Origin of the sequence: Micromonospora sp. DT178, assembly GCF_049841695.1 — a bacterium.
In the GTDB taxonomy this organism is placed as follows: domain Bacteria; phylum Actinomycetota; class Actinomycetes; order Mycobacteriales; family Micromonosporaceae; genus Micromonospora.
Map to the genome: position 1 here is coordinate 143690 of NZ_JBNCKV010000008.1, position 12660 is coordinate 156349.

General features: G+C 74.5%; 7 protein-coding genes. 2 read left to right on the forward strand and 5 right to left on the reverse strand.

The window, feature by feature from the left end; genetic code table 11:
* A partial coding sequence (locus tag ACLQ22_RS17120) for a non-ribosomal peptide synthetase (RefSeq protein ID WP_425693167.1) occupies positions 1–2506 on the forward strand: 2506 nt, incomplete at its 5' end.
* Entirely contained in the window at positions 2503–4791 is a 2289-nt protein-coding gene (locus ACLQ22_RS17125; RefSeq protein ID WP_425693168.1) for a condensation domain-containing protein, read from the forward strand. The genes ACLQ22_RS17120 and ACLQ22_RS17125, both read left to right, overlap by 4 nt.
* Positions 4792–4940: 149 nt before the next feature.
* On the opposite strand, the gene ACLQ22_RS17130 is transcribed toward ACLQ22_RS17125, so the two are convergent.
* Genes ACLQ22_RS17130 through ACLQ22_RS17150 form a run of 5 tightly spaced genes read right to left on the reverse strand, consistent with a single transcriptional unit; the run spans position 4941 to position 12660 of the window.
* Positions 4941–5153, reverse strand: coding sequence for an MbtH family protein (locus ACLQ22_RS17130; protein WP_370040316.1), 213 nt, complete (start codon positions 5151–5153; stop codon positions 4941–4943).
* A 16-nt stretch (positions 5154–5169) separates the two neighbouring features.
* Positions 5170–6471 carry an aspartate aminotransferase family protein gene (locus tag ACLQ22_RS17135; RefSeq protein ID WP_425693169.1) on the reverse strand — a complete coding sequence of 434 codons (1302 nt, stop codon included), beginning with the start codon at positions 6469–6471 and terminating at the stop codon, positions 5170–5172.
* Complete coding sequence (locus ACLQ22_RS17140; protein ID WP_425693170.1) at positions 6468–10052, reverse strand: CocE/NonD family hydrolase; 3585 nt, start codon at positions 10050–10052, stop codon at positions 6468–6470. The genes ACLQ22_RS17135 and ACLQ22_RS17140 overlap by 4 nt, the downstream gene beginning before the upstream one ends.
* Positions 10049–11644 (reverse strand): MBL fold metallo-hydrolase, encoded by a 1596-nt coding sequence (locus ACLQ22_RS17145; RefSeq protein WP_425693171.1) that lies wholly within the window; start codon positions 11642–11644, stop codon positions 10049–10051. Before ACLQ22_RS17145 ends, ACLQ22_RS17140 begins: the two co-directional genes overlap by 4 nt.
* Positions 11641–12660: an LLM class flavin-dependent oxidoreductase gene (locus ACLQ22_RS17150; protein ID WP_425693172.1), complete on the reverse strand. Its 1020-nt coding sequence runs from the start codon at positions 12658–12660 to the stop codon at positions 11641–11643. The genes ACLQ22_RS17145 and ACLQ22_RS17150 overlap by 4 nt, the downstream gene beginning before the upstream one ends.

Genomic DNA, 12660 nt, shown 5'->3' on the forward strand with positions numbered 1-12660 from the left:
CCTCACCGGCCGCACCGACCCCGACGCCGAAAAACTCATCGGCTTCTTCGTCAACACCCTCCCCCTCGCCGTCGACATCCACCCCCACCACACCTTCCGCCAATTCCTGCACCACTCCCGCACCGTCCTCATGCACGCCGTCACCCACCAGGACATCCCCTTCGACAAACTCGTCGAACACACCCAACCCACCCGCGACCGCCACACCCCACCCCTCATCCAAACCGTCTTCACCGGCGGAAACGTCACGGGCATCGCCGACGGCCCCGTGCCGCTGCACACCGCCACGATGCGTCCGATGGCGATCGAGCCGGGAACCGCGAAGTTCGACCTCACGGTCCACGCGGAGGTGGGGACCGACACCGTCGGCGTGTACTTCAGCTACGCCTGCGACCTGTACGACGCCGCGACGATGGCCGACCTGGCCGACAGCTACCGGGCCCTGGTGGCCGCCGTGCTGGCCGAGCCCGACCGGCTCCTGTCCACGGTGGAGGCCGTCACCGACGAGCAGCGCCGGCGGTTGGCGACGGTGTCCACGGGGCGGCGACGGCCGACGACCGGTCGTGCGGCCCGGCGGCCCGAGGCCGGTCCTGACCGGGCGGGCGCCCGGGCGACCGTGGTGGGCGCGCCGACGGCCGCGGTCGCCGGATGGTCGGACGGGGAACTCGGGTGTGTGCCGCGGCTGGTGACGGAGACGGCCCGACGCCAACCCGACGCCGTGGCGATCGTCGACGGGAACGGCGCGATCACCTACCGCGAACTCGACGAGTGGTCCAACCACCTCGCCCACCAACTCCTACGACACGGCGCCCGACCCGACCACCCCGTCGCGGTCAGCCTCCCACCCGGCGCACCCGCCATCACCGCCATGCTCGCCGTCCTCAAAGCCGGCGCCGCCTACCTCCCCATCGACCCCACCGCACCCGCGGCACGGCGACACCACCTCATCACCGACTCCGGCGTCACCATCCTCATCACCGCACACCCCCACGACACCGACACACCCCCCGGCGTCGTCACCCTCACCCCGCACCGCTCCGCCTCCCCGGCGGCACCCCGGGTCGACATCCACCCCGAGCAGCTGGCGTACGTCATCCACACCTCCGGGTCGACGGGTGTCCCCAAGGGCGTCATGGTCGCCCACCACGCGCTGGCCAACCTCGTCCGGTGGCACCTCGACAACTATCCGAGCGGCCCCGGCGAGCACCACGGCCAGATCGCCAGCCTCGGCTTCGACGCCGCCGTCTGGGAGATCTGGCCCGCGCTGGTCAGCGGCGCCACCCTGCACGTCGCCGACCCCGCGCACCGCCTCGACCCCACGGCGCTGCACGACTGGATGCACCGGCAGGGCCTCACCGTGGCCTTCGTCCCCACGCCGATCGCCGAGGCCATCCTGCGACTGCCCACGCCGTCCACCAGTACCCTGCGCACGCTGCTCACGGGTGGGGACGCCCTCACCACCCGGCCCTCCGCGCGCACCCCCTACGCGCTGGTCAACCACTACGGGCCCACCGAGGCCGCGGTCGTCGCCACCGCCGGGCCGGTGCACCCCGACGGGACCCACCGGCCGGACCTCGGCACCCCGATCGACGGTGCCCGCGTCCACCTCCTCGACGCCGAGCTGCGACTGGTGCCCCCCGGCGCACCCGGCGAACTCTGCATCGCCGGCGACGGACTGGCCCGGGGATACCTCGGCCGTCCGGGGCAGACGGCGGAGCGGTTCCTGCCCGACCCGTACGCCACCACCCCCGGCAGCCGCCTCTACCGCACCGGCGACCTCTGCCGCCTCCGCACCGACGGCACCCTCGAATTCCTCGGCCGCACCGACGAACAAATCGCCATCAACGGCTACCGCATCGAACCCGGCGAAATCGAAACCGCCCTACGCGCACAACCCCACGTCGAAGCCGCCTTCGTCACCACCCGAACACTCCCCACCGGCCGCCACCTCATCGCCTACGTCACCGGCACCAACCCCGACACCCACCAACTCCGCCACAACCTCCACCACACACTCCCCCGACACCTCGTACCCCACAGCATCATCGCCCTGCCCCACTTCCCCCTCACCCGCAACGGCAAGATCGACCGCAACGCACTCCCCGCACCGGATCCCGCGACCGTCCGTTCCGAGCCGCCCGGCGACGCCGTGCAGCGGCAGCTCGCGGGGATCTGGGCGACGGTGCTGGGCACCTCCGCCGCGGGCATCGGCGTCCGCGACGACTTCTTCGCCCTCGGCGGGCACTCCCTGCTCGCCACCCAGGTCACCGCGCAGGCCGCCGCCGCGTTCGAGGTCGAGCTGCCGGTCGCGGCCCTGTTCCGGGACCCGACGATCGTCGGCCTGGCCGGCGAGCTGCGCCGCCTCGAGCGCCGGCCCGGCTGGGTGGACACCGTGGCCGGCATGCGCGAGGCCGTCGCCGCGCTCACCGAGGACCAGGCCCGACGAGCGCTGGCCGCCGCCACCCGGCCCGGCCAGCCGTACGACGAGACAGGAGCACCGCGATGAGCGGCCCGTCGCCCGACCCGGTCGCCGCGCTGCTGCGACCGCCGCCCGGCTGGCCGGCGGAGGAGCACCGGCAGCTGCTGGTACGGCTGCTGCGCGAGCGGCTGCCCGCCGCGCCGACCGGTCCCGCCACCGTGGCCCAGCGTCAGCTCTGGTTCCTGCAACAGCTGGAGCCGACCAGCACCGCGTACCACATCCTGACGGTGGTGCGGATGACCGGCGAGCTGGACCTGCCGGCCCTGCGCGGCGCGCTCGCCGCCGTCACGGACCGGCACGAGCTGCTCCGGGCCACCTTCGCGATGATCGACGACGAGGTGGTCGTGCGGATCGGTCCCCGCGCGCCGGTGCCGCTACCGGTCGTCGACCTGAGCACCACGGACGCCGCGACCCGCGAGCAGCGGGTCCGGCAGGAGCTGGAGAAGGCCCACGACGAGCTGTTCGACCTCGCCGACGGCCCGCTGCTGCGGGCGGTGCTGATCCGCTGCGGGGTCTCCGAGCACCTGCTCGCGGTCACCGTGCACCACATCGTCTTCGACGGCGGGTCCCGCCCGGTCTTCTGGGAACACCTCGCCACGGCGTACGACGCGCTGCGGGCGGGGAAGGTGCCGGACCTCGATCCGCCGGTGCCCGACGACGAGGACGACGACGAGGACGACCTCGCCGACCCGGAGGACCCGGACGCGGCACTGGCCTACTGGCGCGAGCGGCTGGCCGGCCTGCCCGACCTGGACCTGCCCGGCGTCCGCGACCGGGCGTCCGGGGCGTTGACCGCCGGGCGGCGGCTGGACGTCCCGCTCGACCGGGACGTGACGACGGCCCTGGCCCGGCTGGGCCGGTCCCGGCGGGCCACCCCGTTCATGACGCTGCTGGCCGCGTACCTGGTGCTGCTGTCCGTGCGCACCGGCAGCAGCGACGTCGCCGTGCTGTCGCCGACGACGGGCAGGACGAGCGAGGCCGACGAGAACCGGATCGGGTACTTCGTCAACACCGTGGTGCTGCGCGGCGACCTGGCGGGGAACCCGACGTTCGCCGAGGTGGTCGACCGGGTCCGGGAGCTGACCCTCGGGGCGTACGCCCACATGGCGGTGCCCTTCGAACGGATCGTGGACGAGGTGCGTCCGGCGCGGGTGCCGGGCCGGATGCCGTTCTCGCAGTTCGCGTTCAGCGTGGAGGGCCGCCCCGCGCCCCCGCCCCGGCTCGCCGGCCTGAGCACCGCCTGGATCGACGTCGACACCGGCACCGCGAAGTTCGACGTGCAGTTGGACGTCCTCAGGGACGACTCAGGCGGGCTCGTGGCGGCCTGGACCTGGCGCGACGAGCTGTTCGACCCGGCCGACCTGGCCGCCGTCGCCGACGATTTCGTCGCGCTGCTGGGCGCGGTCGTCGCCGACCCGCAGGCCACCGTCGACGCGCTGCCGGTGCGTCGGCCGGTGCCGGCCCCGGGCGTCCCGGCGGTGACCCCGCCGCCCGCGGCGCGTACCCGGCCGGGCGCAACGGCGTCCGGCACGCTGGTGCACCTCGGCGGGCCGACGGACCGTCCGCCGCTGGTCCTGCCGCACCCGGTCAGCGGCACGGTCGGCGCGTACGCCGAACTCGCCCGGCTGCTGCCCGCGTACCACCTGGTCGGCATCGAGTCGGCCGCCGACGCCACCGGCGACTCCATCGACGCGCTCGCCGAGGCGTACCTGGCCGAACTTCTCGCCCGCTGGCCGGCCGGCCCGTACCGGCTGTGCGGCTGGTCGATGGGCGGCCTGCTGGCGTACGAGATGTCCCGCCGGCTGGTGCGGGCCGGGCGCGACGTCGACCTGCTGGTGGTCGTGGACACCGCGCCCGGGCAGGCGCGCCCGGCCGGCGAGGGGAGCGATGACGCCGCGGTGGCGGCCCGGTTCGCCGCGGACCTCGCCGCGTCCCTCGGTCGGGACCACCCGGCGCCGACGGCCGCGACGCTCGCCGCGCTGCCGGTCGAGGAGCAGACGATGCTGCTGCGCCGGTGGCTGGTGGACGCCGGGGTGACCCCGGTGGCGCTGCCGGTGCGCGAGGTGCGCCGCCGGGTGGAGACCTTCGCCCGGCACGTCACCGCCGTGGCCGGGTACCGGCCGGAGGGCGTGGAGCTGCCGGTGACCGTCGTCCAGGCCTCCGCGTCGCCGCGCTGGCAGCCGCGCTGGGAGCGCTACGTGGGTGCCCGGACCACCGTGCACGAGTACGAGGGCGACCACTACTCGCTGCTGCGCCGGCCCACCGTGGAGCGGATCGCCGGATGGCTGGCCCGCGCGCTGGACGGTCTCTGAGCGCAGGCGCTCCGGCGGGTGATGCGCGCGTGGGGCCGCCCGGCGGTGGCCGGCGGCCCCACGAGGGCGCGTGCGTCTGGGCGCTGGGCGGGACGGCCGGCGGGCGCTGACGGAACGGTCACGCCCGGCGGCCGGCCCTCCCGTCCGCGTTACCGCGCCTCGGCCGCCATCGCCCGGCGCAGGCTCAGCGGGCGCATGTCCGTCCACACCGAGTCGATGTGCTCCAGGCACCGGGCCCGCGGTCCGACGAAGCCCTCGGCACGCCAGCCCGCCGGGATCTCCCGCCCGTCCGGCCAGATCGAGTACTGCTCCTCGTCGTTCACCACGACCCGACAGATCTCGGCCGTCTCCGGCTGCTCCACCGTCATCCTCTTCTCCTCACACCTCGGACACCATGGCCAGGGCCCGGTCGATCCCGGCGATCCCGTCGGTCAGCTCCGCCTCCGTGATGGTAAGCGGGGGGAACAGGTGCAGCCGATTGCCCGCCGCCAGCGGCCAGACACCCTGCCGCTTGCACGCCGCCAGGACCGCGGCCATCTCGGGCGCCAGCGTCCCCGGGGCCGCGTACGGCGCCAGGGGTTCGCGGGTCGCGCGGTCCCGGACCAGTTCGACGGCCCAGGCCAGGCCGACGCCGCGGACGTCGCCGACGATCGGGTGGCGCTCGGCCAGCTCGGCCAGCGCCGGGCCCACCACGTCCCGGCCGAGTACGGCCGCCCGGTCGACCAGGCTCTCCTCCCGCAGCACCCGCAGCGCCGCCACGATGGAGGCGCAGGCCAGCGGGTGCCCGGAGTAGGTGAGCCCGCCGGGGTAGCGGCGGTGCGCGAAGTGGGCGGCCACCGTGCGGGACAGCAGCACCCCGCCCACCGGCACGTAGCCGGAGTTGACCCCCTTGGCGAAGGTCATCAGGTCGGGCACCACGTCCCAGAGGTCGCCGGCGAACCACCGGCCGCACCGGCCGAAGCCGGTCATCACCTCGTCGGCGATCAGCAGGATCCCGTGCTCGTCGCAGAGCCGACGGACGCCGGCCAGGTATCCGTCCGGCGGGACCAGCACGCCGTTGCTGCCCACCACCGGCTCGAGGAGGATCGCGGCGATCGTGTCCGGGCCCTCGTAGCCGACGAGCCGGCGCAGGTGCTCCAGCGCCCGGTCGCACTCCTGCGCGGCGTCCTCGGCGTGGAAGTCGCTGCGGTACGGGTACGGGCCCATGAAGTGCACGGCGCCGCCGCTGGCCGTGTCCACCGGCCAGCGGCGGGGGTCACCGGTCAACGCCAGCGCCCCCGCCGTGGCACCGTGGTAGGACCGGTAGGCGGCGAGCACCTTCGGCCGCCCCGTGACCACCCGCGCCATCCGCACCGCGTGCTCCACGGCCTCCGCGCCGCCGGTGGTGAACAGGACCGTCTCCAGGTCGCCCGGGGCGACCTCGACGATCGCCCGGGCCGCCTCGTCGCGGATGTCGACCGCGAACGACGGCGCGATGGTGCACATCTGCCCGGCCTGCTCACGCAGCGCCGCGACCAGGGCCGGGTGCTGGTGGCCCAGGTGCAGGTTGCCCATCTGGGCGTGCAGGTCGAGCCACCGGTTGCCCCGGTCGTCCCAGAACCAGCTGCCCGCGCCGCCGGCGACGCGGACCGGGTCGATCTCCTCCTGGGCGGACCAGGGGTAGAAGACGGGCCCGGTCACGACGCGCGCCGTTCACGGACCAGGTCGACCTGCTCGCCCAGCGTCGGCGCCGCGAAGACGTCCTGCAGGGAGAGCCGGACCTGGTACGCCTTGCGGATCCGACCGATCAGGCGGATCGCGAAGAGCGAGTCGCCGCCCAGGTCGAAGAAGTCGTCCCCGGGATCGACGCCGTCGACCTGGAGCAGGGCGGCCCAGATCTGCCCGAGCTGGTCGAGCACCTCGGACCGGCCGTCGTCGGTCGCCGGGTCCGCCGTCGTCGCCGGGTCCGGCGGGGCTGCCGGCTCACCGGGGGGCGTCGCGGGTGGCACCAGGTCCAGCCGTCCCGCCGTGGTCCACCTCACGGTGGCCCCGGTGTCCCGCATCCGTGCGCCCGGCGTCCCGGCGTACGGGTCGTCGACGTCGCCGGGGCCGCTGACCCACAGCCGTCCCGGGGTGTTCACCGGCACGGGTTGCGCGCGGTCGTCGAGGACGTAGCAGCGGGCCACGGCCGGCAGGTCGTCCTGGCCGGCCAGGGCGTCCGGCAGCCGCGCCGGGTTCCAGCCGTCGAGCACGGCGCGCAGCTCCCGGCGGGGCATCGCGGACAGCTCGCCCACCCGCCGGTCCTGGTCGGCGACGAGCTGGTCGAGCACGGTCAGCATCGAGTCGAGGATCCGCTGGACGGTGGCCCGGTCGAACAGGGCGAGCCGGAAGTCCAGGCTGCCCACCATCCGGTCCTCGCCGACCTGGTTCACGGCCAGCGCCAGGTCGTACTTCGCCGACGTCCACTCCGGCGGTTCCAGCCGGACCGCCTCGACCTCGCCGAGCCGGAACCGGTCCGGCACCGCCCGGCCGTACCGGACGCAGACCTGCACCAGCGCGGAGACCGCCGGGTCGCGGCGCGGCCGGAGCTCGCCCACCAGCGTGTCGAAGGGCACCCGACGCAGCTCCAGCGCGGTCAGCACGCTGCCCCGCACGTCGTGCAGGAACTGGGCCACGGTGGCGTCCCGGTCGACCCGGACCCGCAACGGCAGCAGGTTGACCAGGCAGCCGATCAGGTCGCGGGTCGACTCGTCGTCGCGTTGCAGGCTCGGCGTGCCGATCAGCAGGTCGTCGCCCGCGCCGTACGCGCTCAGGGTGCGGGCGAACGCGGCGGTCAGCAGCGTGAACGGGCTGGTCCGCGCCGCGGCGGCGGCCGCCACGAGCCGGGCGGCGAGGGCGTCGTCGACGGTGAAGCGCACCGACCCGCCCCGGTGGTCCAGCACCGGCGGCCGGGGCCGGTCCGTCGGCAGGGCGATCACCTGCGGGGCCCCGTCCAGGTAGCGCCGCCACCGGGCGAGCTGCTCGGCCATGCCGGGCCCGGCGAGTTCGGCCTGCTGGCGGCGGGCCACGTCGGCGTACCGGCACGGCACGTCCGGCAGCCGGACCGGCTCCCCCTGCGCATAAGAGGGGTAGAGCCGGGCCAGTTCGGCGAAGAAGATCTCCGCCGCGGTCGGGTCGGCGGCGACGTGGTGGACCACCAGCAGCAGCGCCGTCCGGCCGGCGGGCAGCAGCACGGTCGCGACCCGGATCGGCCACTCCCGGCCGAGGTCCCACCGGCGGTCCCGGAACTCCGTCACCCGTACGTCGCCGGCCCAGCCGTCCGCGGGCGCGTCGGTGAGGTCCAGACGCGCGATGGTCAGCGGCGCCGCCGGATGGATCCGCTGGACCGGCTCCTCGTCGACCTCGACGATGGTGGTCCGCAACGCCTCGTGCCGGCGGACGATCTCGTCGACCGCCGCGTGCAGCGCGCCGGCGTCCACCGGTCCGGTCAGCTCGACCGCCGCGTCGAGGTGGTACGCCGCCCCGCTCGTGCCGGCCTGCTCGGCCAGCCAGATCGCCCGCTGCGCCACCGACAGCGGCGCCGTGACGTCGTCCACCCCGGCGTCGGCGTCCCGCCGTTCGGGGGCCACCGCGCGGGGCAGCTCCAGCGTCGGGGCGGCGTCGGCGTCGTGGCGCACCGTCAGCACCGGCGCGACGTCCCGGGGCACGGTCAGCGCGTTGTCGGCGTCCGCCCCGGTGATCGCCAGCCGGATCCGCTCGCCCGCCGCGAACCGGTACGCGATCGGGTGCAGCTCGATCTCCAGGCGGGAGTCGCCGGGAGCGCCGTCGACCTGGCCGCAGCCCTCGGTGACGTACAGCGAGGTGCCGTCGGGGGCGACCGACTCCAGGTAGGCGAAGACGTCCGCCGGGCCGTCGGTGACCCGGGCCGCCAGGCGCAGCACCGGGGCGCCGACCAGCTCGACCGCCTCGGTCAGCGGGTCGGAGGTCCAGCACAACGCCCGGGTGTCGTTGTCGGTCAGGTCCGGCCGCTGGAAGGGCGAGCCGTAGCCGCTGGCCCACCGGCTGGTCTTGCCGGACGTGGTGGCGTAGTCCACCTCGTACCGCCGGGCCTCGCCGGCCCGGGGTTCCGGTCCCAGCTCGCCGGCCGGACCGAGGTGCCACGTGCCGGTCGTCGCCGGCTCCGGCGGCCAGGACCGGGCGGTACGCCACGCGTCGGCGCCCAGCACGTGGTACCGGACGGCCGGGCCGTCCATGATCCCGGTGTCCCGGCCCCGCAGCCAGTGGTCGAACCAGCGCAGGTGCTCGTCGGCCAGGTTGTAGCCGGCGCCGCCCAGCACCCCGCCGGTGTGCGCCCAGGGGCCGATGACCACCCGGTGCGGCACGGTCAGCCGGCGGGCCCACTCGGTCGCGTCGCGCGCCCAGACGTCGTGCCAGCCGCCCAGGTGGTAGACGGCGACCCCGGAGGCGTTGATCGCCTCCAGCAGCGCCGACGGGCTGCGGGTCAGGTACGCGGCCTCGCCGGTGTCGGCCAGCCGCGACTCGCGTCCGGGCAGGCCGGCGAACATCGTCCGGACGTCCCGGTTCGCCACGTGCTGCTCGCGGGCGGCGGCCAGCAGGAGACCGTCCGGGTCGTCGTCGAGCGGCGCGACCGGACCGCGCAGGTCGAGTTCGCGCACGTCCTCGCCCCAGGCGCGGGCGAAGTCGTCCCGGAACACCCCGCCGTCCCAGGCGAAGCGGTACAGGTCGAACAGCGCCATCTGCGGGAAGATCGCCACCAGGTGCGGCGGGGCGGTGCTCGCCGCGAGGTACTGCGACACCCCGAGGTAGGAGCGGCCGAACATGCCCACCCGGCCGTCGCACCAGGGCTGGGCGGCGATCCACTCGGTGACGTCGTACGTGTCGGTCGCCTCGGCCGTGCCGAACGGGCCGTCGCTGGTGCCGAACGACGCGCCGCTGCCCCGGCTGTCCACCACCACCACGACGTAGCCCCGGGCCAGCAGGCGCTGCGCGACCGGGAAGGCCCGCAGCGTCACCTCCCCGGGGGCCACCTCGGCCACGCCGAGGTCCTCGATGTCGGTGAGGTCGACGTCCGCCAGTTCGGCGCGCACCACGGCCAGGAAGTCGTCCCGCCCGGGGCGCGGCGACACCTGGTGGTAGCGGTCGTGGGCCCAGACGACGGGCGCGGGGTCACGCTGGCCGACCGGCCGGAAGACGTACGCGGCCAGCCGGGTCCCGTCGCGCGTGGCCACGTACCGGGACTGACACGTCCAGCTGCGGCTCATGCCAGATCGGCCCGTCCGTAGAGCTCCCGCGCCGGCACCCCGACGTCGGCGCAGCGCTGGAAGAACTCCGCCATCTGCTTGAGCTGGTACGACTCGTCGGTGTAGTTCGTCGCCATCACGAACACCAGCCAGGGCTCGCGGCCCATCGCGTACACGTACGCCTGCCGGGCCCGCAGCCGCCGCACGATGCCCATCGCCTCGACGGCGTCGGAGCCGTTGAGCTTGCGGCTGCGGCTCATCTTCTGGTCGATGCGGCGGGAGAAGAGCGGACCGTACATCCAGGACAGCGGGGCGCCGTCGCACTCCATGCCGAGGAAGGCCATGTCCACGTCGCCGATCATGTCGTGGATGTGGCCGAACAGCGCCGGGTCCACGCAGCGGTTGTCCGCGCCGAAGTAGAGGTTCTTCCCGCCGGTGCGCACCGAGTAGGTCACCTTCGCGGCGATGTCGAGGTCGCAGTGCTCGCCGACGAAGGGGCAGACCACGATCTGGCCGTCGGGCAGCTCGATGGTCTCGCCCGGCTCCACGTCGACCACGTTGGGGAAGCCGAGCGCCTCCAGGCACAGCCGCAACGACGGGTCCTGCAACGCCCCGGCGGCGGTCTTCGGCACGACGACCGTGCCGATGCGGTGCCGCAGCTTCAGCAGGGTGGCCAGTTCGAGGTGGTCCTGGTGCCCGTGCGTGATCAGCACGTAGTCGATGACGTCGGGCAGATCGGCGTAGGCGTACCGGTCACCGTCGCCCAGGGCGTCGGACAGGAACGGGTCGGTCATCACGGTGACCGGGCCGGACTGCACCACCACGCAGGCGTGCCCGAAGTAGCGCACCCGCAGCCCCGGGCCGTCCAGGTTGCGGTCCGGGCTCCCGCCCGGTTCGGCGGAGAACAGCCCGCTGAAGGTGGCCAGGTCGGCGTCGGAGACGTCGAACGCCTCCCGCAGCTCGCCGAAGGGCCGGGCCGTGGTCATGGTGGAGAAGAGCAGGTCGATGCGGGGATCGCGCAGCGGCATGGTGGCCTGCACGTGCCCGTTGCCGGGGAACCGCGGGGTGGTCATCGCGAAGGGCCGCTCGTCGCCGGTGGCCAGCGACAGGTCCACCGAGTGGGCGGTCTCGTCGAAGTGCCGCGACCGGTAGAGCATCCGCTCCGCGAGCCGGATCCGGGCGTGGTCGTTGAGGTCGTAGACCAGCTCGACGTAGCCGCGCAGGGCCGGCGGGATCTCGCCGTAGCGGGGCGTCAGGTCGAACCCGTCGGCGAGCTTCTCCAGGTTGATCGTCAGCTCGTCCATGGCCGCCGACAGGTCCGGCATCGGCCCGTCGGCAAGCCGGCCCACGAGGTCGGACACCCCGTCGAGCTGGTCGTCCTCGAGGTCGACGAACATGCCGCCGCGCAGCTTCGGGTCGCGGGCCGAGCGGCGGTGCAGCGCCGGCGCGTCGAGGAACGAGCGCAGCAGCGGCACGTGCAGCTTGGCGAAGTTCATCGCCGCCGGCACCGGCGACACCAGGTTCAGCCAGGCGTAGTACCGGTGGATCAGCGGTTCCAGCGCCAGGTTGGGCCGGGCGTGGACGAGGTCGTGGCTGGCGAAAGGCAGGTTCATCGCTCTCCCTCGGTCGGGTCCACCCGCAGTCGGTCACGGACGGTCCGGACGACCTGTGCGAGGTTGTGGAAGTCTTCGTCGTCGGTGGGGGTGTCCAGCACGAAGGTGCGTACCCCGGCCCGGATCATGCCCAGCAGCCGGTCGACGGCGCCGGCGTGGTCGGCCACCAGATACGGCCCGTCCGCCTGGCCGGAGCGGAACGGCGCGAGCCGGTACGCCGGGTCGACGGTGACGGCGCCGTGGCCAGCCTCCGCCTCGGCGAAGAGCCGCTGCTTCCAGACGGAGTCGGTGTTGGCCATGGTGACCGCGGTGATCTTCGCGCCGTCCGGGTCCTCCGGGAAACGGGCCTCGGCGGCCCGCTCGGTCTCCTCCGCCGTCGCCCGGGTCAGCAGCCCGAAGTTCAGCGCGCCCGGCGCGCCGTCGGCGTCGGGCCGGGCCGCCGTCAGCATCTGGATGCTGGTGGCGCCCACCCGCTCGGCCACCGCCCGGGCGGCCGGGGACTGTCCCGCGACGAACAGCCTGGGCAGCAGGTGCGCGGGCAGGCCGGGCGTGAGCTGCAACCGGGACACCTGGTAGAACCGCCCGTCGAAGCTGAACGGGCGGCGGCTGCCCAGCACCCCCATCATGATCTCGACGTACTCGGCGAGGCGCGCGTACCGGTCGTCGTGGTCCAGCCGGTCGCCGAGCGCGTCCAGGTCGCTCACGGCGGTGCCGGTGATCAGGTTGAGGTCGATCCGCCGCTGGTAGAGCAGGCCGAGCGAGGCGACCATCCGGGCCGCGGTGAACGGGTGCTGGTAGACGGGGTTCACCGCGACCAGCGGGCTGAGCCGGGTGGTGCCGGCCGCCGCGGCGGTCGCCAGGATCCAGGGGTCCAGCACCGCGCCGCTGCCGGTGAAGATGAGCACCCCGTCGAGGTCGGCCGCGTCGGTGCGGCGGATGACGGACATCGCCGTGTCCGCGTACGCGGACAGGTCCCGGACCCGGGGCACCACGGTGATGAAGCTGACGTCGGGCAC

Coding starts and splice junctions, on each gene's coding strand:
- ACLQ22_RS17125 (WP_425693168.1), top strand. CDS start 2,503: ATGAGCGGCCCGTCGCCCGACCCGGTCGCCGCGCTGCTGCGACCGCCG.
- ACLQ22_RS17140 (WP_425693170.1), bottom strand. CDS start 10,052: ATGAGCCGCAGCTGGACGTGTCAGTCCCGGTACGTGGCCACGCGCGAC.
- ACLQ22_RS17145 (WP_425693171.1), bottom strand. CDS start 11,644: ATGAACCTGCCTTTCGCCAGCCACGACCTCGTCCACGCCCGGCCCAAC.